The organism is Chryseobacterium hagamense (assembly GCF_007991455.1).
Taxonomy (GTDB): Bacteria; Bacteroidota; Bacteroidia; order Flavobacteriales; family Weeksellaceae; genus Chryseobacterium; species Chryseobacterium hagamense.
The window spans coordinates 254,669-275,682 of sequence record NZ_BJYJ01000002.1; the positions used below are offsets into that span (position 1 = coordinate 254,669).

General features: G+C 39.3%; 16 protein-coding genes. 8 read left to right on the forward strand and 8 right to left on the reverse strand.

Annotated features, from left to right (window positions below; all coding sequences use genetic code 11):
* Positions 1 to 4: 4 nt before the first annotated feature.
* The 8 genes from CHA01nite_RS04120 (at position 5) to CHA01nite_RS04155 (ending at position 9,651) form a co-directional block, all read left to right on the forward strand.
* Positions 5 to 3,433 (forward strand): DUF6443 domain-containing protein, encoded by a 3,429-nt coding sequence (locus CHA01nite_RS04120; protein WP_146939945.1) that lies wholly within the window; start codon positions 5 to 7, stop codon positions 3,431 to 3,433.
* A complete protein-coding gene (locus CHA01nite_RS04125) occupies positions 3,405 to 3,935 on the forward strand; it encodes a hypothetical protein (RefSeq protein WP_146939946.1) in 531 nt (176 codons plus the stop codon). Before CHA01nite_RS04120 ends, CHA01nite_RS04125 begins: the two co-directional genes overlap by 29 nt.
* Before the next feature lie 196 nt (positions 3,936 to 4,131).
* A complete protein-coding gene (locus CHA01nite_RS04130) occupies positions 4,132 to 4,986 on the forward strand; it encodes an RHS repeat-associated core domain-containing protein (protein ID WP_228458338.1) in 855 nt (284 codons plus the stop codon).
* Complete coding sequence (locus CHA01nite_RS04135; RefSeq protein WP_146939948.1) at positions 4,983 to 5,378, forward strand: hypothetical protein; 396 nt, start codon at positions 4,983 to 4,985, stop codon at positions 5,376 to 5,378. Before CHA01nite_RS04130 ends, CHA01nite_RS04135 begins: the two co-directional genes overlap by 4 nt.
* Positions 5,379 to 5,547: 169 nt before the next feature.
* Positions 5,548 to 6,486, forward strand: a complete 939-nt coding sequence (locus CHA01nite_RS04140) for an RHS repeat-associated core domain-containing protein (RefSeq protein ID WP_146939949.1) — start codon at positions 5,548 to 5,550, stop codon at positions 6,484 to 6,486.
* Between the two features lie 294 nt (positions 6,487 to 6,780).
* Complete coding sequence (locus CHA01nite_RS04145; RefSeq protein ID WP_146939950.1) at positions 6,781 to 7,434, forward strand: hypothetical protein; 654 nt, start codon at positions 6,781 to 6,783, stop codon at positions 7,432 to 7,434.
* Between the two features lie 98 nt (positions 7,435 to 7,532).
* A complete protein-coding gene (locus CHA01nite_RS04150; protein WP_146939951.1) occupies positions 7,533 to 7,820 on the forward strand; it encodes a hypothetical protein in 288 nt (95 codons plus the stop codon).
* Between the two features lie 73 nt (positions 7,821 to 7,893).
* Positions 7,894 to 9,651 (forward strand): discoidin domain-containing protein, encoded by a 1,758-nt coding sequence (locus CHA01nite_RS04155; protein ID WP_146939952.1) that lies wholly within the window; start codon positions 7,894 to 7,896, stop codon positions 9,649 to 9,651.
* Positions 9,652 to 9,878: 227 nt separating this feature from the next.
* On the opposite strand, the gene CHA01nite_RS04160 is transcribed toward CHA01nite_RS04155, so the two are convergent.
* The 8 genes from CHA01nite_RS04160 to CHA01nite_RS04195 form a co-directional block, all read right to left on the reverse strand.
* A complete protein-coding gene (locus tag CHA01nite_RS04160; protein WP_146939953.1) occupies positions 9,879 to 10,730 on the reverse strand; it encodes an alpha/beta hydrolase in 852 nt (283 codons plus the stop codon).
* 103 nt (positions 10,731 to 10,833) lie between these two features.
* Positions 10,834 to 13,143: a TonB-dependent receptor domain-containing protein gene (locus CHA01nite_RS04165; RefSeq protein WP_146939954.1), complete on the reverse strand. Its 2,310-nt coding sequence runs from the start codon at positions 13,141 to 13,143 to the stop codon at positions 10,834 to 10,836.
* 1,117 nt (positions 13,144 to 14,260) lie between these two features.
* Positions 14,261 to 14,599, reverse strand: a complete 339-nt coding sequence (locus CHA01nite_RS04170; protein WP_146939955.1) for a DUF3817 domain-containing protein — start codon at positions 14,597 to 14,599, stop codon at positions 14,261 to 14,263.
* A 3-nt stretch (positions 14,600 to 14,602) separates the two neighbouring features.
* Positions 14,603 to 15,400 (reverse strand): hypothetical protein, encoded by a 798-nt coding sequence (locus tag CHA01nite_RS04175; protein WP_146939956.1) that lies wholly within the window; start codon positions 15,398 to 15,400, stop codon positions 14,603 to 14,605.
* Between the two features lie 5 nt (positions 15,401 to 15,405).
* A complete protein-coding gene (gene nadD, locus CHA01nite_RS04180) occupies positions 15,406 to 15,990 on the reverse strand; it encodes a nicotinate (nicotinamide) nucleotide adenylyltransferase (RefSeq protein WP_146939957.1) in 585 nt (194 codons plus the stop codon).
* Positions 15,991 to 16,023: 33 nt separating this feature from the next.
* A complete protein-coding gene (gene recJ, locus CHA01nite_RS04185; protein WP_146939958.1) occupies positions 16,024 to 17,736 on the reverse strand; it encodes a single-stranded-DNA-specific exonuclease RecJ in 1,713 nt (570 codons plus the stop codon).
* Between the two features lie 66 nt (positions 17,737 to 17,802).
* Positions 17,803 to 19,176 (reverse strand): alpha-amylase family glycosyl hydrolase, encoded by a 1,374-nt coding sequence (locus tag CHA01nite_RS04190; protein WP_146939959.1) that lies wholly within the window; start codon positions 19,174 to 19,176, stop codon positions 17,803 to 17,805.
* 84 nt (positions 19,177 to 19,260) lie between these two features.
* On the reverse strand, positions 19,261 to 20,883 hold the full coding sequence (locus CHA01nite_RS04195; protein ID WP_146939960.1) for an ABC-F family ATP-binding cassette domain-containing protein: 1,623 nt from the start codon (positions 20,881 to 20,883) through the stop codon (positions 19,261 to 19,263).
* Positions 20,884 to 21,014 lie beyond the last annotated feature (131 nt).

Genomic DNA, 21,014 nt, shown 5'->3' on the forward strand with positions numbered 1-21,014 from the left:
ATCCATGAAAAAAAGAATCATTCCTGTCTGGATGCTGTTTGCAGCATCGGGCATCCTCTCTGCACAGGCCAATCCCAGCAGCGGAGAAAATTATATCTATACCAAAACCAATTTATCGGACCCTTCACTTCCCGGAACGCCCAAAATCGCTGAAACCGTACAGTATTTCGATGGCTTGGGAAGGCCAAGCCAGGTGGTCAGTGTGAAAGCATCCCCATCAGGCAAAGACCTGGTGACTCAAATTCCGTATGACCCGTTCGGCAGGCAGGCCGAGAGCTGGCTTCCGGCACCGATGGCTACTTCAAACGGAGCCATCCAGTCCGGGGTGGGAAGTGCTGCACAAACCTATTACAGTGATAATTTCCCTTTTTCGCGTAATAATATGGAAGCATCTCCCTTAAACAGGGTGCTTAGCCAGGTGCAGCCGGGATCAGACTGGCAGCAGCACCCGGTAGGATTGGAATATGAGGTCAATGGAGGTGATGTCAATAAATATACGGCGACATATAACTATTCAACCTTACAATCCTCCATCAGCCTTTCCGGAACTTATGGGGAAAATCAGCTTTACAAGAATACGGCTACCGATGAAGATGGAAATGTGAGCATTGAATTTAAAGACAAAGGCGGGCAAACCATCCTGATAAGAAAAATGTTGAGTGCCGCGGAAAAGGCCGACACTTATTATGTTTATAATGAATACAACCAGCTGGCTTATGTGATTCCACCTTTAGCTTCCGTTTCCGGAGCGTTAAATCAAACCACTTTAGACCAGCTCTGCTACCAGTACAAATATGACGAACGGAACAGGCTGGTGGAAAAAAAGCTTCCGGGTAAAGGCTGGGAATACATGGTTTATGACCGTCAGGACCGGCTGGTGCTTTCGCAGGATCCCAATCTCGGAACGGCATCCAATAGTTTTAATACACCGGGATGGATATTTACGAAGTATGATCAGTTCGGAAGAGTGGTATACACAGGGTTTTTTGCCAGTACGGCGGGAAGAGTAGCCTTACAGACGGAAATTAATAACATGACTTCCAATTCCGAAAACATGGAAGCAAGAAGCAGTACGCCTTTAACGCTGAATGGAATGGAGGTCTATTATACGAAAAATGCTTTTCCTACCACGGGAATGACGGTTTTAAGCGTCAATTACTATGATACTTATCCTTCAGGAGCTCCTTCATTACCAACACAGATCCTGGCACAGGAGGTTATTACAGATACGGCTGCTTCAGGAATTACCACCAAAAGTCTTCCATTAGCTTCTTTTGTGAAAAATATTGAAGATAATAACTGGACGAAAAATTACAGCTGGTATGATAAAAGAGGAAGAGCCGTCGGAATCTATTCTTTTAACCATCTGGGCGGATATACCAAAACAGAATCTCTTTTTGATTTTTCCGGTGTGGCCCAGCAGACCGTTACCCGTCATAAAAGGCTTTCTTCCGATACGGAAAGGGTAATCACAGAGAATTTCCAGTATGATGCCCAGAACAGGTTACTTGTCCATAAACATCAGGTGGATACGAACCCTGAAGAAATCCTGACACAGAATACGTATAACGACCTGTCGCAGATTACCGGCAAAAAAGTGGGAGGGGTTTCTGTTTCCGCTTCGTTGCAGAATATAGATTATGCTTACAACATCCGCGGCTGGATGACCCAAATTAACGATCCTCAGAACTTGGGAAGCGACCTTTTTGGCTATAAGATCAATTATACGGTGGTGGAAGGGATGGAAACCCCTAATCTTGATTTCTCCAGCCTGAAAGTAAAGCCTAAATTCAATGGGAATATTGCTGAAACAGTATGGAAAACCTCCACGGTTCCCGGCGATCATTTAAGAAGATACGGTTATGTGTATGATGGCCTCAACAGGCTGCTTGCAGGATTTTATCAGAAAGATATCAACCCTTCCGCAAAGGAATATTTTGAAAAAATGGATTATGACCTGAACGGAAACATTACCAATCTGAAAAGATCTGCTTATGTTGACCAGGGTAATTTTGCCGGCATCATCGATATTTTGGCATATACCTATACCGGAAACAGGCTGAATACCGTAACGGATTCATCTACTGATTATCGGGGGTATCCCGATACGTCTGGGACCCAGATAGAATATGACAATAATGCCAATATCAATCATTATCAGGACAAAGGAATTCTGAACATAACCTACAATTATCTTAACCTTCCTTCCAACATCATTTTTTACAAAGCCTTATATACGCGTTTGGGGGTAAAACGTGAAAACACCTCTTACCTGTACCGTGCTGATGGGATCAAGCTCAGAAAGACCTACAACTATGCGCCTTTTAATCCGTCAGGAACAGTTACCCAGCTTAAAACAAAAACAACCGAGTATCTGGACGGTTTTCAATACGAATCCGGTGAAAGCTTAAAAGGTCAGACAACCGCCTTGGCCTTAAAGTTTATTCCTACTGCGGAAGGCTATTACAATTTTGAAAATAATAAGTATATTTACAACTATACCGATCATTTGGGGAATGTACGGCTCAGTTATTTTAACAACGGCAGCAGCCTGGAAGTTGTTGAGGAAAATAATTATTATCCATTCGGGATGAAACATGAAGGTTATAACGTCCTGGCCGGAAACCCGGCTTACAAATACGGCTATAACGGAAAAGAACTGCAAACTGAATCCGGCATGTATGATTATGGCGCACGTTTCTATATGCCGGATATTGCAAGATGGGGTGTGGTTGACCCGCTAGCGGAGAAAATGAGAAAACATAGTCCTTATAATTATGCTTTTAATAATCCGATAAGATTTATTGACCCAGATGGAAGGTCAGGAAAGGATATTATTATTTTAACAGCTAATGGTTCTTTTAAGGCATCTAAGGATCTTATGTATAAAACTGCGGAAGGAAAAAGAATATGGGATAAATACGGAAGTAGTAAAACAGATGATATTTATATAAATTCCAGTGTGTTCCCTAAAAATGATAGAACTATGGCTGAAACATACACTTTAACAAGAAAAGAATCATTTTTAAATGATAATAAAATTTCTAATATTGGTAAAACATATCCGTCATTAGAAAGTTTTGAAGGATTAGATATTTCAAAATCAGGAGATAAAAATGTACACTTAATGGCATTTAATGAATCTTTTTTTACAAATGAAGTTTCAGAAAAATATACCAAAATCACCAATAGTCCTACCTTAGGAGAAGTTAAAGAAGAATATGACTTATCCGACTTAACAAAAGTGGTTTATCATGAAACTAAAGCTCATATTGAAGACAGAACAGGCGACGCAGATCAGGACCACAAGAAACTTGGTGAATCAAAATTTCAAGGTTATATAACACCTAATTCTCCGATGGATCTATTTGATAAACAGTTAATAAAAATAATACAACTTCAAAATGAAGAAAAATATAAAAGTAAGAAGTAAAATATTATTAATAACGCTATTTTGTTATTTTAATTTTTTTCAAAGTCAAGACTTAAAAGTGTTTAGCCCTATACTTATTAGTAATTTACCAAATGGTAATATTAATAATGAAAAAGTAAACAAAGTTGTTTTAGACTATTATAATCCTAATGTTAAGGATATGCAATGTGACTTTCTAAAGTACAGTTCTGACGATAAAACTGTGTATATTTTTGATCAGGATAAAAAAGTCTTCAAAAGCTTTTTAAGTTTTCAAAATAATGAAAAGATAATTTCGAAAGAAAACTTTCTGGGTATTTTCAGGAATTTTACTGTTGTAAAGGAGAATGAAAAGAGTTTTAAAGTGATTTCATCAACAGGTAATTATCCGAGTCATTTTGAAAAAATTAATTCTATAGAAATTTTAGAGAAAAGCAAGAGATTTTTAATTTTAAAAGTTAACTATTCCGATGTTTATGATTTTAAAGGATATGGAGTTTTAGTTTTACAAGATTATAAATAAAAGTTTTTCAATAATCATTCTCAATTCTGGAGTGAGCGTTTGGTTAGTATTTTGTAGTTCACCTCACTACATTTTGCAGCGAGGTTTGCGTATTATGCTATGCTGTACGAAATATAAGAATTAGTTTGGCAAGAAACACTTTAGGAAATTAGAACTCGTAGATGTGAATGATTATTAGCCGTTTAGAATTAATCATCTGAAAAGTGGGAACTCTTTCTTCGGAGCATGTTCGTATAAAAATTACAAATACAACGGAAAAGAATTGCAGGAGACTGGGATGTATGATTATGGAGCAAGATTTTATATGCCTGATATTGGGAGATGGGGTGTTGTGGATCCGCTGGCGGAAAAGCATCCAGGCTTAAACCCCATGATGTACGCTGCCAATAATCCTATCATGATGATTGATCCGGATGGTAGAGACTGGACTATTACTGAAAGTTATGATAAAAAGACAAATACAACTCACTATCAAATAACATTTACAGGAGCCGTATTAAATAGTTCTTCAAATAGAAAAATTGATATGAAGAAATTTGCCAGTGCTGTCCAATCACAAACTGAAAAGATCTTTAATAATATTGGAAATAATCCAAATATTACAGTTTCTGCAAACATAAATATTAGAGCTATTGATGATAAAGAAGATCTTAAGAGTACCGAAACCCTGATAGAAATAAAAAATTCAAGTTCAAAAGAATTCCATGATGCTTTTAACGATGGAAAAACTGAAATTGCGGCGAGTGAAATGAACGGAAAGGAAATATCAGTAAATGAGAAATATGTGAACGATATGATTAATGGTACAAATAATAAGACTATGCCTCATGAAGTTGGCCATACTGCAGGATTACAGCATCCTTCTATGGCAACAAAAGAAACTTGGTTTGATTTACCTGAAACATTTTCAACCCCTAAAAGTAATTTTATGATACAAGGAACTATACGGAAACCTAGTGGTTTAACCGTTGATCAAATGAATAGAATGTATAGACTATATAAGACAGGTAAATTAAATAGTAGAAAAATTAATCCTATATACGAAAGATGAAAAAATTATTTTTAGTATTAGTAATAATATGTTTTTCCTGTACAGAAAAAACATCATTAACTGAGAGAAAAATTAGATTTTCTCAATTAACTCAACCTCAAGATAATATTTATATTGAATTATTATCTTATTATTCAGCATCAAATGAAAAAGAATTAAATTTTTATGTTGTAAAAAATATATATAATAATGATACTCTATATGTTGTTGACAAGGATAATCTTCCAATAGCTGATTTTATAAAAAATTATGATGGTGTAGAAAACACAGCAATAGTTTTGCAAAGAGGGAAATTAAAAAGTAAAAGCGAATATATTATCAATATTCCGTCAGATTGTAATCTCAGTAATAAACCTTTGTATTTAGGTGAGCTTATAAGGTTAATTGATTAAAATTGGGGAATATAAATACAAATATTTGTAAATTATAGTATTCTTTGAATAAAGAACTCTCCATGCTGGCGAGAGTTCCGCGAGTATCTTTAGATATCGAGAAGACCAGTTGAATTGTATCGACTATTGGAGAACAAGAGAAATAGTGGGACTGAATAATCCTATTGGGATGAAACACGAAGGCTATAACGTCCTGGCCGGAAACCCGGTTTACAAATACGGCTATAACGGAAAAGAACTGCAAACTGAATCCGGGATGCATGAATATGGAGCTAGGTTTTATATGAGCGATATTGGAAGATGGGGTGTTGTAGATCCTTTAGGTGAAAAAGGTCACAATTTTTCTCATTACAATTATGCCATTAATAATCCTGTACGTTTTATTGATCCAGATGGGAAAGATGTAAAAGATTGGTACGAAAATAAATTAACAAAAAATATTGAATGGCATGATGGCAGTGCTGAAAGAAAAGGGGAGATTAACCTTACTCAAAAAGCTGAAGGAAAATCAATTGCTGTAATAGAAAAAGATAGTTCTGGCAATATTACGAATACTAACATGCTTAATAGTGATGGAAGCATCACTCGCAACGGTGAAACAGTAACTAATGGATACTCTGTAAAAACAGTTACTGGTAGAACAATTACCTCTCGACAGCCTTGGGAAGCCGTTTTAAATGCAGATGGCGGAGAACCAGGTCAAGGAGGAAATCCAGGGTTTCGATTTCCTGACTATTATACTGCAAATATCAGTGTTGCAATACCTAATCCATTAACTGGCTCTTTTGTTGGTTGGAATGGAACACTTACTGTTGATAGAAACTTTACTATTTACGCATCTCCATTTGGAGGAAGTTTAGGAAAATCATCAGGTCTCTTTTCAGGAAGTTTAACAGCGAATTGGATAAATCAACTAAAAACACCTACAGGATCGCAATTGAACACATTTTTAAGTGGTAATGGATTTAGTATAGGCGGAGGTAATATAGTAGGCGGAGGATTATCATATTCTCCAGGAAATGGAACAGCGACAACTTTAGGTTTTTATACACCCCAATTTGGAGGTTCATATAATTGGACTCCTGATGAACTTATTTTTAATAAATAATAATATGAATATATATTACATTTTAACAATTATTTTTATGATATTAATTTTAATTTTAGGAATAATGGGTATTTTTTTTCCCAATAAAATTATTAATTATTATCTGAAATACACAAATAATCATCCTAAAGTTATTGAAATAATAAATAAGAACTGGTTTCAGCCAAGTTTTAAAATAAGTTCTATTTTATTAATCTTGTATTCACTTGTAATAATATTTTTAATAGCTAAAAAAGAGTTATTATAGACATTTTTTAGAATAGATAATTATGATATAGAATAATCCTGCTTAGCGTGAGTATCATAGCCAAAGATACTGATAAGCAAATCAAAGGTTATACAAGTTTAGGCAGGAGTACAACAATTGGAGATTCTGCAGATGGTTATGATAGAATGTATCACTTACACGCTAATGGCTCTGCTACAGTAAAAACGGGAGATGATAAGACTGAACTTTTGCATGCAGAAGGTGGTGAAACATTGAGTATGGTTTCAGGTGGTATGATTACTACATCTGCTACTAATGTAAATGGTTTGGATATTCAGGCTAGCTTTACATTTGCCCCTTTAATAGTGCCTGGATTTACTATGGCTGCAGGTTATGTTAAAGATAGTTATGGAGTAGGGAAACGTTATTATTATTTTGGAAAAGTTAATGGGCTTATGTTAGGAGCTGGAGTTGATTTCATTCCTATTAAAGCTACAAATCCCGATAGATTATTTCATACAAAGGATTTTGGTGGTTATGGTAATTCTTATTCGGCAGGATTTGGACCATCACTTATTACTGAAGGATCGACAGGTAAAAATATGAGATTTATGCAAAATATCAATCCAGACGCTTGGGGTAAAAATACCAATGGCTATACCACTGCTGGTGGAGGTTTTGGTGTCGGATTAGATTTTGGTGCGGCTTGGACAAGAACAAATACAATACTGGAACAATGATACGTTTTGATAAGAAATATCCGCCAATAATGTTTAGGCTAATGTTTATAGTAGTAGGCATTTTTATTTTCATTTTCATTTTTTTTAAAAATAACCCAATGAGTGTTGATGATATGAATGTTCTGCTCTTTAAAAAAATTAGAAGTAAATCTATCAAATCTATAGTGACCAAAAAAAGTATAGACTATACTAATCACGGAGCCATATATGTAGTTTATGGAAGGGACAGTTTGCCCATTCATACAGAATGGGATGAGAAAATTAAAGTTGGGGATTCTATTTTAAAGCCAAAAGATTCTTTAAAAATTATGATAAAAAGCAATAGTGGGGTATCTGTTTTAGATTATGAACAGAATAAGGAAGAGATATTAACAACTAATTTTTAATGATCCTGTTTTTTAGGGAAGACTACAATTAAAAAAAACTTACTTATTTTTGTGAAATAAGAAACCATAGATTATGCAGAAGTACTTCCTGATGTTTATAATGCTGTTCGGCATGTTGGGTATGAAAGCCCAGCAGAAGACGTTTTGTAACCCGATCAATATCGATTACGGTTATACTCCGTTTGAGGTTTTTTCGAAGCAGGGAAAACATCGGGCGACGGCCGATCCGGTGATCGTTAATTTTAAGAATAAGCTCTTCCTTTTTTCTACCAATCAGGAAGGGTATTGGTACAGCGATGATATGCTCGACTGGAAATTCGTGAAAAGAAAATTCCTGAGGGACAACAAGTATATCCACGACCTGAATGCACCGGCGGTCTGGGCGATGAAAGATACCCTGTACGTTTTCGGCTCTACCTGGGAACAGGATTTCCCGATCTGGAAAAGTACCAATCCGACCAAAGACGACTGGAAGATCGCCGTCGATACCCTGAAGGTCGGTGCCTGGGATCCGGCTTTCCATTATGATGAAGACAAAAATAAGTTGTACCTGTACTGGGGATCCAGCAACGAATGGCCTTTATTGGGAACCGAAGTGAAAACAAAAACCCTGCAGTCGGAGGGTTTCGTAAAACCGATTTTAAGGCTGAAACCCGAAGACCACGGCTGGGAACGTTTCGGCGAATACAACGACAACGTTTTCCTGCAGCCTTTCGTGGAAGGCGCCTGGATGACCAAACACAATGGGAAATACTATATGCAGTACGGCGCACCGGCCACTGAATTCAGCGGGTATTCTGACGGCGTCTATGTGAGCAACAAGCCTCTGGAAGGTTTCGAGTACCAGCAGCACAATCCGTTTTCCTACAAGCCGGGAGGTTTTGCCAGGGGAGCGGGGCACGGAGCCACTTTTGAAGATAATTATAAAAACTGGTGGCATATTTCAACCATTTTTATTTCCACTAAAAATAATTTCGAAAGAAGGCTGGGCATCTGGCCGGCAGGATTCGACAAGGATGATGTGATGTACTGCAACACGGCCTATGGCGATTATCCGACCTATCTGCCGCAATACGCCCAGGGAAAAGACTTTTCAAAAGGGCTGTTCGCAGGCTGGATGCTGCTGAATTACAATAAGCCGGTTCAGGTTTCATCAACGCTGGGCGGTTACCATTCCAATTACGCGGTGGACGAGGATATTAAAACCTACTGGAGCGCAAAAACGGGCGACAAAGGAGAGTGGTTCCAGACCGATCTGGGCGAAGTTTCCACCATCAACGCCATCCAGATCAACTATGCAGACCAGGATGCCGAATTTATGGGGAAGACCCTGGGCAAAATGCATCAGTACAAAATTTACGGCTCCGACGACGGGAAAAAATGGAACGTGGTTGTGGATAAAAGCAAAAATACCAAAGATGTCCCTCACGATTACGTGGAACTGGAAAAACCAGCCAAAGCCCGGTTCCTGAAAATGGAAAACCTGAAAATGCCGACGGGAAAATTTGCACTGAGCGGATTCCGGGTATTCGGAAAAGGTGCGGGAGCCGTTCCGGGAAAGGTTCAGAATTTCGTCCCGCTGAGAGCCGATCCTAAAAAGTACGGCGAAAGGAGGAGCATCTGGATGAAATGGCAGCAGAATTCCGAAGCCGATGGCTATGTGATCTATTGGGGGAAATCGCCGGAAAAGTTATACGGAAGCATCATGGTCTACGGCAAAAACGAATATTTCTTCACCGGTGCCGACCGTACCGATCCCTATTATTTCCAGATCGAAGCCTTCAATGCCAACGGCACTTCGGAAAGATCGGAAATTTTTAAATCAGAATAAAAAACAAACTTTAAATTAAGCAAAAGTTGATTTGGATACGAAAACTATGTATCTTTTTAACTTAATTATAGTGTTATTTTAGATTGTTTATAATATAAAAAGAATATAAAGATTTATAAAATAGAGTATATTCACAGCTATCATTTGCTGAATGAAATGCCATTGCGAACGAAAATCTGCGGCTGCAATATGAATCATTTTTTGCGTCGGTAGCGTTAAATTTATCCCTATTTTTGATCCACCGTTTCGAGGAAGTCCTCAATCTTCCCAACTAAAAATGATACATGAGTCGGCTGCTCCCATCCCACATGATCGCCGTTGAATTCATACGATTCATGGTACACTTTGTTTGAGGACAAAGCGGAATCCAGAATCTTTTTTTGTGAAGCAGGCACCACATGGTCGGTAGTACCGTAGTATGAAAGGGTGGGAGCTGAGGATGGGGAAATCCAATGGACGGGGCTTCCGAAATCCATCAATGAAAGATGGTCCTCTACAATTTTCGGATCGATGAGGTGCTTTTCTACAAAAGCGTAATCGTCGTAATTTCTAAATCCCGGATCGTTCAGGTCTGCAGGACCGACGATATTTACCACTGCCTTTACTTTCTTTTCCAGATCGTCATGATAAGCATAAAACATTGAAAGGTGACTGCCGGCACTGTTGCCCAGAAGAATATATGTCGGTTTGATATTTAATTTCTTTTCAACAAAATTCATTGCTGCTTTGATATCATCGGTCTGATCGGGAAGCGCAAAACGGGATGTTGAAGCCAGCCGGTATTCCAGATTGACGAAAATCCTATCAGGAAATTTTTTCATCAGGTCGAAGGTAAAGCCGGTAAGCTGGGATTTTCTTCCGCCGCGCCATCCGCCACCGTGAATGATGATAAAGACATTTTGGGTATTCCCTTTCTTTTCCGGAATATAGAGATCCAGTTTTTGAGCAGGATCCTTGCCGTAGGAAATATTCTGTTCCGAGGTGAACGAAATGTTTTTACCCAGCTCAATGGTTTTCTGCCGGCAGCCCGAAAGGATCAGGATCATGACGCTTAAAAAAATCAACAGATGCCTTTTCATCAGATTTAGTTTAGATTAATACATTTAAAAATAGAAAAACTCACCGGTTTCCCGGCGAGTTTACCACAAAAAATAATTAGTTATATGAAGAAATGATTATTGACTATCTTGTCCTGTTCTTGATCTCGTCCGAAGCGCTCTCGATGGACCTTACTTTTTTCACCTTCTGGTTTCCGAAATTATAGGTAAGGCTTACCGTGATGTTTCTCCTGTACATATCGTTTTTAATGTAATTGTAATTGCCGTTGCTCTGGTAATCTTCGATTTCTACGACATTGGTTCTCAGCACATCGTTTACATTCACGGCAAAAGTCCAGTCGTTCCAGTTTTTCTTGATGCTCAGGTCAAGGCTCATCAGGTTTTTCAGAACCCCCAGCTCGATCTGCTGTTTGTCTACGTAGAAGTAATTGACTCCTAAAAACCAGGTTTTGCTTTTATCGAGACGAATGGTGTTGTTGGTCTGGATGGTAAGACTGGTTGAACGTCTGTTATTCACATAGGCAGGGAAAACGTCTCCTGAAGTAGGGTCTACGCTCAGGCTTCCGTTATTGATGTTATGTTGGAACCCGATATTGAAATTCGTTGTAAGATACTGCTTGAAAAAGGTTTTCTGAACACCCAGCATCGCCGACATTTCCTGCTTATCTCCGAAATTGGTTCTGATGTAACGCAATTGCTTACGCGGATCCATGATCACCTGTCCGCTGGCATCTTTTACCGGATTTCCCATATCGTCAAGTCTAGGTTTCAGGATATCCCGTTGTAAAGGAACCTGGGTGATCTGGTCTTTTTCATAAGAATGGTTCAGGATCAGGAAGTAGGAATTTTTATACATGTAGGTAAGTTCCTGGTTGTAAGTGGACGATGCTTTTACAAAAGGATTATTCTGCGTATAATTGTCTTCCGTCAAAATATTCCTTACCGGGTTCAGCTCCCAGAAGCTCGGTCTTCTCATCCGGCTGGAGAAAGCGTAGGAAATATTGTTTTTATCGTTAATCGCGTAATTAAAGGTCAGGTAAGGAAGCAGGTTTTTGTAATTCTGCTCGATTCTCCGGTATTCCGGGGAGGCATTGTCTGAAGTTCCCAAGCTGTGGGTAATTTCGTATCGGGCTCCAACTTTTCCGGAGAACTTATCGGAAAACTTCTTTTCAAAAGTTAAATAAAATCCGTAAATATTCTCATCATAAATAAAATGATTCGGTAACAATGTATTCTGAATATTTTTCAGCTGGCCGTTTTCGTCATAGATATAATCCAGGTTGCTGTTTTTGGTATCGTTATCCGTTTTTGTCCTGTTGTAATTTCCGCCCACGGAAACCGTAAAATCTTTTTTGAATTTCTGGATATAATCTGCCATTCCGGAGAAATTATTGATCTGTTGCGGAAGTTCCTGGAAAATCTGTCTGCTCAGCCTCAGGTCGTTTTGGTTGATATCGGAGATAATGGTTTTGTTATCCGTGTACTGGAATCTTTTGTAGTTCAGATAGGCTGCGTTTAGATTCAGCTTGCTTCCGAGAGAATCCGTTTTAATTTCGTAATTAAGATTCAGTGAGTTGTTATAAGATCTTGCATCTTCCTTGTTCCGGGATTTTGTGTAATTTTCAACATAGACGTTATTTTTCGCATCATAAGAACGGATGGTATTGAAAAGATTGATGGTCGAATTGTAGCTTTTATTGGCCCAGGTATTCCAGGATAATCCCAGATTGCTCTTTTCATTCAGCTGGTAATCCATATTCAGGTAGCCGCCAAGGTTTTTGTTCGGATCATCGATATTTCCTACCGATTCGTTGGAGGATAAGCTGTTCCCGTTTCTCAATACATACGACTGCGGATTGATATTCTCGCCGCCGCTTAAATTAGCGTTAACTCCAAGCTTGTCTTTCCTGTAATTTACGGAGAAACTGGCATTGGCGGCATTGTATTTATTCTGGGAGTTCGTCATTCTCATATTTCCGCTGGTCCCGTCACTCATCTTTTTCTTAAGAACAATATTGATAATCCCGTCTGAAGACTCCACCTGAAATTCGCTTCCCGGAACCGTAATCACTTCTATTTTCTGAATGTTCTCAGCCGGTGTGTTTTTAAGGAACTGGGTAAGGGATTCCGCATCCATATTGGTCTTTCTTCCGTTGATATAGATCACCGCATTGTTCTTGCCTGCGATTTTCAGGGTTTTATCGTCGGTAGTAGATAGAAGCGGCGTCTGTTTCAGAAGATCGAAAGTATTGTTCCCTTTCGTCACCGGAGAGGCAGCAACATCATACACAAAACGGTCGCTCTGCTTTTTGAAGACCTGCTTTGTCAGCGTAACGGCTTCGATGCTTTTCGTTTTTACGGTATCCTGCTTTTTTTCCTGGGCAAAAGCAAATCCACTGAAGAATATGGCGGCAATAAGAATCTGAGTTTTCATGACTTTATCTTTTAGAGAGTTTAATAGCTTGTATTTGTTATTATTTAACATTGCAAAGATATATAATAAATATAGTATCATGCAATACAAAGTACTTAAAAGGTTTTTGATTTTAGTTTAAATGCTTGGTTTTCAGTTACTAAAATTTAGGATAAATTTTTAATATCAATTATCTTATTACTCATTAAGACAATTCACGACCTCATTTTGTTACATAACGGAACAAAATTTCAAAAATAAATAATGAGTTTATCAGAGAATTTTCAGAGACCACGATAAGAAACAGGGTGGTGAATCTTTTTTCATTCTACTTAAAGGAGATTCCCGGAGTTATTTCATAGAGGAAACCTGCGGCGTAAAATCCTTCGAGAACCTCGGGGTGACGCAACGCTGATACTAACCGGAATTGCATTCCTTTATAGTAAAGAATTATTTTAACGTGAATTCGACCGTATTGACATCATATTCAGTCGATTATTTAACTCAAAAAACAAAATCAGAATAATTCGGTTGGAATTTTGGATAACCACTCATCCTGGTAGAACGAATAAAAGGTTCACGCTTCTGACAGGATTTTATTACCCTGTACCAAGCCGTTCCTTCAGGACTTTAATCAGTTTGATGAACAAGCCCTTTAATCCTATATTTGACAAGAGAAACTTCCGGAATCCGGCACCCCTCTTCCAGCCGATTAATTCAAGTTCTTCTTCGAATTCACGTTATTTCAACTCAAGCCAGTTTGAATCAAGCGCTGTCAGGCTGAGGTTCCCGAAGCTTTTCACAAAGGATATTGGCGGCGTAAAAATCCTTCGAGAACCTTAGGATGACATAAGTAATGATACCAATACGGTAAGAACCTTGTAGGGCTGAACTCTTTAAACTCTGGCTGAATCAGCCTTCATTTTATTTTTAATTAAGTAAATAGCTGAATATGATTTTAGTACAGTCGAATCTCGTTAAATTACAGATTATAGAAAGAATAACACATCAATTTGCTATTTAAGTATTTTTTATGCGTCAACATAAAACTTCCATCATCCTGCTTCCCTCTTCAAGCCTGTTAAGTTTTAAATAATACTGAAAAAATAAGGATCTTGGTGGTCCTCTAAAATACCTTTTATTCCCGGTCGAAACGGGCCAGCTTTTTATCGATCCAGATGGTGGCGAAAGGAAAAAATGCCGCGATTAAAGCAAAGACACTGTCCTCATCGTCCCAGGCAAATATTTTTCTGACTGAAGGCAGGAATATGAGGTACAGGGTAAAAAACAGACCGTGGATGCTGCCGATCGTACTGATGTACACAATAGGGAAAATATCTTTGGGATTGGTCCGGATCCAGATCATTGCGGTGAACAGGAAAAACCAGGAAACCGCTTCTGCCAGACAGATGTTTTTGAACCATCGGATCACTTTTTCCTGCGGGTATTTTGAGAATAATTTTTCTAAGAAATTCATTAACTATTTATAATAAATGATAAATGAGGTTTTTACGCCATTGTAACGTCCAGCATCTTTCGAGAGCACAAAGATAGATGAATTGATAAAATCTTTAATCTTTCCTTCAAAATAATATAGGTATTTTACCCTATTATAATCATCCATTTGATGCTCAAAATGATCCAGCTTTAATCTTTGTGATTCATCATCAAAAATAAGGAATACTTTTGTAAAAGAGTGTCTCTGATTTGATGACTTTTTGTATCCTTTGGGATAAGCAAATTTTTTATAAAATAACTTGTTGATCATATCGTTAGCTATGACTTCATTATCTTCATATAACCAATCTAGATGATCATTGTATTCAAAAATTACAGAAGGGTTTTTATCAATATAATCCAGAAGAGTTTGTCTTATGACATTGTTTATAACATTTTCTCCATATTTTTCTTCCGTAAATTTATTCATGTTTGTATAATAACATGAATTGGGCGTATAGGCTCCTATGCAGTTTCCCATCCAGGTCCCTCCCCAAACTATTCGAAGCTTTTTCAAAGCAGTTTCAAGCTCTTTTTGGGCAGGAAAATCAAAACCGTCAGGGGCTGCAATACTGATAAAATATTTATTAATCAGTTTAGCATCGTTTACTGCACGCAATGAATCGTTGGAACATTCTCTTTTCCGGTAATATGCCCTTTCCTTTATCCATTTTCTTGATTCTATTTCTCTTATAATCTTTATGGAATCTTCTTTCGGGAAAGCCTGGCCGGGAATAAGATTCTGTATAAAAAAAATAAAAAATACGATACAAAATTTCATCAGAATTACTTATAAAAACTGCTTCCGTCCAAATACTCAAAAACTTCCGGTGGCAGCATGGGCCGTACATTTTTTCCGGTACGGATCATATTCCGGATCTCCGTCGCGGAAAGTTCTATTACCGGAGCTTTGATCAGGGAAATATTTTCATGCAGCAGCAGATCGGAATCTTTTTTCTCCCCCTCAAAAATTCTCGGGTAAACGATGATGTGGTGGTTTTTAATTAAAGTATCTGCATTTTTCCATTTGTGAAGGTTTGCCAGATTATCTTCACCCATGATTAAGCTGAACGAATAATCGGGATATTTCTCATGAAGGTAAGTAAGCGTATCAATCGTGTAGCTGGGCTGCGGCAAAGAAAATTCCGCATTGGATGCCCGCATCGCCGGATAATTTTTTACGGCAAGCTGTACCATATCCAGCCGGTTATGGTCTTTCAGTAACGATTTTTTTTCCTTGAACGGATTCTGCGGGCTTACCACAAACCAAAGTTCGTCCATATCCGAATGTTCCAGAATATAATTGGCCAGAATGAGATGCCCGATATGGATCGGGTTGAATGAACCGAAAAAAAGTCCGATCTTTTTCATTTTAATTGATACGTTGAAGGATTAATAAATAAATCAATCCCTGAATTTTACATCTTTGATATTCAGGTAATGCGTAACGTTGCCTTTCCAGTGATTTTCTTCCAGCGTGAAGGCCAGGTCGAAATATTTGTTCCTGAAATCGTCGGCAAACTGCCCCAGCTTGAAGCCTACACATTCGATGTTTCTTCCCGTCGATTCCTGCCGGATGTAAAACTTAAGGTGGTTGTTGTCTTTCCCCATGGTTTTGATGTAGCCCGATACTTTCTGGTTGGTCAGCGTCAGGATCGGCTTCATATTATGAGGACCGAACGGAGCCAGCTTCCTGTGGAAATTAATGAATTCGCGGTTGATTTCATCAATCTGGATTTCAGAATCGATTGTAATGCAGGGTTCCTTCTGATGTTCTTTGATTTTCTCGGAAACCACTCTTTCGAATTTTTCCTTGAAAGCATCAAATTTCTCTTTCTCCATCGAAAGTCCTGCAGCCGCATGATGTCCCCCGAATTTCAGAAAATATTCCGAACACAGGTCCAGCGCCTCATGGACATCGAAGTCTGAAACGGAACGTGCCGAAGCAACCATTTCCCCGTTATTTCCGTCGGTAAATACCAATGTCGGTTTATAGTACGTTTCGATCAGCCTGGAGGCTACGATTCCGATGACCCCTTTATTCCATTCCGGATGGTAAACGATGGTGGTGTATTTGGTTTCCTGCTGGGATTCAATGACCTGGTTTAAAGCCGAAAGCGTGGAATTCATATCCAGTTCCCGCCTTTCGTCATTTAGGTTCATGATGTCACTTACGATCTGGTGTGCATGCTTCAGATTATCGGAAACCATGAGTTCGACGGCTGCTTTCCCATGGGAAATCCTTCCGGCGGCATTAATTTTCGGGGCAATCTCAAAAACGATATTTGAAATTTCAAAATGCGAAAGTTTTTCTTCGGGAATCAATAAGCGTAATCCCAGGTTTCTGGTTTTACGGAGTATCTTAAGCCCCATTTTAGCCAAGACGCGGTTCTCCCCGGTCATCGATACGATATCGGCGGCAATGGAAATAGCAAGAAGATCGGTTAATTCAAATAATTCCGCTTCGGGAAGTTTATAGATGGTATTCAGGCCCTGGCAAAGTTTAAATCCGACGCCGCATCCTGAAAGTTCTTTAAAGGGGTAGCGGCAGTCGCTTCTCTTCGGATCCAGTACGGCAACGGCATTCGGGATTTCTTCACCGGGAAGGTGATGATCGCAGATGATAAAATCGATGCCCAGATTCCGGGCATAGCTGATCATATCGAGCGCTTTGATCCCGCAGTCTAGCGCGATGATCAGCGAGAAGCCGTTTTCTTTGGCAAAATCGATGCCTTCCGTCGAGATTCCATACCCTTCGGAGTTCCGGTCAGGGATATAATAATCTAAATATTTTTTCTGAACAATCTTGCTGAGATACAGGTACATCAGGGCAACGGCTGTGGTGCCGTCCACGTCATAATCTCCGTAGACCATTATTTTTTCACCGTTTTCGATGGCTGTGGCAATACGTTCCACTGCTTTCTGCATATCGGCCATTAAAAACGGGTTGTGGATGTCGGTGAGGTTCGGCTTGAAAAATTCCCGGGCCTTTTGGTAATTGTCAATTCCTCTTAAAACGAGGAGCTTAGATTCAAAAGTACCAAAACCAAGTGACGAACTTAGTCCATCCACAATTTCTTCATCGGGTTCGGGCTTGTAAATCCATTTTTGACTCATTTCACAAAAATAGGGAAAATTTTTTTAGAAACTGTGCTAAATTCCGGCAGCTTGGCAGGATAAAATTTATTTATTCTTTATGAAAACCCTGTAATCCCAGGCCTTAAGTTTAAGGGGTGTTTTGTCCCGGGAAATAATCAAGGTGCCTCCCGTAAAGAGTTCCGTATAGCTGTTTCTGATATATTCTGAATCGAGTGTTGCATCCGCTTCCTGATCAGAAAAATTAATAACGGTAAGCACGGCATCCCCGTTTTTCTCCCGGTAAAAAGACAGGATGCTATTCATGTGATCATTGGTTACCCGTTCCATCTCACCGCCCCATTTGCCGTTCCACAATGCCTGGTTGCTGTGTTTCAGTTTAAATAGTTTTTCATACATCGAGGCAAATTGATGCTCTTTCCACACGATCGGGTCTTTTTCAAAAAAAGCAAGGCTCCTGTTTAAGCCCGCTTCCTGGCCGCTGTATATCAAAGGCATTCCGTTGACGGTGCTGCATAATACCATAGCCGCTTCCAGACCGGCCCCGAAATTGGAAAACTGGTTTCCCTCCCAGGAATTTTTATCATGATTATCCGTGAAGGTCATCCGGTAAGAATCGAAAGGAAAACTGTTGACATCATGTGCCATGTACTCAAAAAGGGCAGGCGCACCTTTCTTTTCTGCGGTTGCCTGTTTCAGTTTATCCCAAAGCGTCCAGGAATAGGTCATGTCAAAAGATCTTTTATAAAGATCCCGTGATTCCCATTCGGCAAGCATGAAAACCGGTTTTATTTCATCAAGTTCCGCCCTTGCATTTTCCCAGAAATCTACCGGAATAAATCCGGCAACGTCACAACGGTAGCCGTCGATATTTGTTTGTGAAATCCAGTATTTTAGCGCACCGGTCATGTACTCCCTGAAATCAGGGTTGTTGTAATCGAAATCGATCACATCATCCCAGTCATACCAGGGAGTCGGCTGGAATTTGCCTTCCCGAGTTTTGGTATACCATTCCGGATGCTGCTTGGCCAAGGGATTGTCCCACGCCGAATGGTTTCCGACCCAGTCGATAATCACATACATTCCCATGCTGTGGATTTTGTTTACCAGGTTTTTAAAATCGGCTAACGATCCGAAATCAGGATTGATCCCCTTAAAATCCTTCACCGAATAATAACTTCCGAGGCTGCCTTTCCGGTGGAGTTCCCCGATCGGATGGATGGGCATCAGCCAGATAATATCCACACCCATCTTTTTCAGGCGGGGAAGATGTTTTTCAAAAGCTTTAAAGGTACCTTCCGGCGTATACTGCCTGATGTTCACTTCATAAATGGTGGCATTTTTCGTCCATTCCGGATGGCTGATCTCCACGTAAGGTTTCGGTTGATACCGGGGATTTTTGGATTGGCCGTAAGCTGTACCGAAGCACAGCAGGATCATCAGATAAAATAATTTTTTCATGACCGGGAAGGATTATTTTATCCTAAGATATAAATAAAAAAGCGTTTCCGGTGGAAACGCTTTGAAATTTTGTGAGAAGGTAGATTAAGAATACATTTTCTCTCTTAACTCCTTTATTTTTTTATCGCCGAGATATTCGTCGTACGTCATTTCACGGTCGATGATTCCCTTCGGCGTCAGTTCGACAATCCGGTTACAGACGGTTGACAGCATTTCGTGGTCATGAGAAGCCAGTAAAAGGTTTCCTTTAAAGTTGGATAATGAATTGTTCAATGTCGTGATACTTTCCAGATCCAGGTGGTTGGTAGGCTCGTCCAGTAAAAGAACATTGGCTTTCTGAAGCATCATCCTGCTGAACATACATCTCATTTTTTCACCTCCGGAAAGCACCTTGCACGATTTTAAAGCTTCATCACCGGAAAAAAGCATTCTTCCCAAAAATCCTCTTACGAATTCCTCGTGACGCTCTTCATCATTTTTAGTGAACTGTCTCAGCCAGTCTACCAGGCTCATGTCCTCCTGGAAGAATTTGGTGTTATCCAAAGGCATCTGAGACTGGTTTGTGGTAACTCCCCAAGCCACGGTTCCTTTGTCGGCATCAATATTTCCTGCTAAAATTTCGAAAAATTCGGTAATGGCCAATGAATTTTTAGACAAAACAGCAACCTTATCTCCTTTTTTAAGATTTAGATCGATGTTCGAGAACAGCAATTCTCCGTCTTTTGTTTTTTCAAGACCTTTTACATCCAGAATCTGATCTCCCACTTCTCTTTCCATCTCGAAAATAATCGCCGGGTATCTTCTTGAAGATGGCTTGATATCGTCGATGTTCAGTTTGTCGATCATTTTCTTTCTTGCCGTTGCCTGTTTAGCTTTGGCAACGTTGGAACTGAACCTTGCGATAAAATCCTGAAGTTCCTTCTTCTTTTCTTCCGCCTTCTTGTTAGCCTGGGCTCTTTGTCTTGTCGCCAATTGGGAAGCCTGGTACCAGAAAGAATAGTTACCGGTATACAGGTTTAATTTAGCATAATCCAGATCTCCGATGTGCGTACAAACCGTGTCTAAGAAGTGACGGTCGTGAGATACAACAATTACCGTATTTTCGTAATCTGCAAGGAAGTCTTCAAGCCATGAAATCGTCTCGATATCCAGGTCGTTCGTAGGCTCATCCAGAATCAGTACGTCAGGGTTTCCGAAAAGTGCCTGAGCCAGTAGAACTTTTACCTTGTCTTTGTTTTCAAGTTCGCTCATCAGCTGCCAGTGCATATCGTCTTTGATCCCGACGTTGGAAAGCATGGTCTGCGCATCAGACTCCGAGTTCCATCCACCCATTTCGTCATACACCACACCCAGTTCCCCTGCTTTGATTCCGTCTTCATCAGAGAAGTCCTCTTTCGCATAAAGCGCGTCCATCTCTTCTTTTATTTCGAATAATTTTTTGTTACCTCTCAAAACCGCTTCAAGCACCGTATACTGATCGTAAGCAAAGTGATCCTGCTCTAAAACTGACATCCTTTTCCCTGGCTCAAGCGACACATGTCCTGTCGTTGGGTCCTGTTTTCCGGTCAATATTTTAAGGAAGGTCGACTTTCCCGCTCCATTTGCTCCGATAATCCCGTAGCAGTTTCCTTTTGTAAACATAATGTTTACCTCGTCAAAAAGAACTCTTTTCCCGAATTGTAAAGATAAGTTAGATACTGTTAACATATAGTTTTGTAAATTTGGCGCAAAAATACGAAAAGAATTTGGGTATTTCGTAATAATGTAATTGTCAAGTTTTTAATATAGGATATTTTTTTATATATTCCATCATATAAATAACCTGGCGGTGAGAAGCC

What these genes read in the sequence shown, in the direction of transcription:
- CHA01nite_RS04170 (WP_146939955.1), bottom strand. Translation starts at nt 14,599, where the DNA reads ATGAATTTCTTAGAAAAATTATTCTCAAAATACCCGCAGGAAAAAGTG.
- CHA01nite_RS04155 (WP_146939952.1), top strand. Translation starts at nt 7,894, where the DNA reads ATGCAGAAGTACTTCCTGATGTTTATAATGCTGTTCGGCATGTTGGGT.
- CHA01nite_RS04160 (WP_146939953.1), bottom strand. Translation starts at nt 10,730, where the DNA reads ATGAAAAGGCATCTGTTGATTTTTTTAAGCGTCATGATCCTGATCCTT.
- CHA01nite_RS04150 (WP_146939951.1), top strand. Translation starts at nt 7,533, where the DNA reads ATGAGTGTTGATGATATGAATGTTCTGCTCTTTAAAAAAATTAGAAGT.
- CHA01nite_RS04175 (WP_146939956.1), bottom strand. Translation starts at nt 15,400, where the DNA reads ATGAAATTTTGTATCGTATTTTTTATTTTTTTTATACAGAATCTTATT.
- CHA01nite_RS04195 (WP_146939960.1), bottom strand. Translation starts at nt 20,883, where the DNA reads ATGTTAACAGTATCTAACTTATCTTTACAATTCGGGAAAAGAGTTCTT.
- nadD (WP_146939957.1), bottom strand. Translation starts at nt 15,990, where the DNA reads ATGAAAAAGATCGGACTTTTTTTCGGTTCATTCAACCCGATCCATATC.
- recJ (WP_146939958.1), bottom strand. Translation starts at nt 17,736, where the DNA reads ATGAGTCAAAAATGGATTTACAAGCCCGAACCCGATGAAGAAATTGTG.
- CHA01nite_RS04140 (WP_146939949.1), top strand. Translation starts at nt 5,548, where the DNA reads ATGAAACACGAAGGCTATAACGTCCTGGCCGGAAACCCGGTTTACAAA.
- CHA01nite_RS04165 (WP_146939954.1), bottom strand. Translation starts at nt 13,143, where the DNA reads ATGAAAACTCAGATTCTTATTGCCGCCATATTCTTCAGTGGATTTGCT.
- CHA01nite_RS04135 (WP_146939948.1), top strand. Translation starts at nt 4,983, where the DNA reads ATGAAAAAATTATTTTTAGTATTAGTAATAATATGTTTTTCCTGTACA.
- CHA01nite_RS04120 (WP_146939945.1), top strand. Translation starts at nt 5, where the DNA reads ATGAAAAAAAGAATCATTCCTGTCTGGATGCTGTTTGCAGCATCGGGC.
- CHA01nite_RS04125 (WP_146939946.1), top strand. Translation starts at nt 3,405, where the DNA reads ATGAAGAAAAATATAAAAGTAAGAAGTAAAATATTATTAATAACGCTA.
- CHA01nite_RS04190 (WP_146939959.1), bottom strand. Translation starts at nt 19,176, where the DNA reads ATGAAAAAATTATTTTATCTGATGATCCTGCTGTGCTTCGGTACAGCT.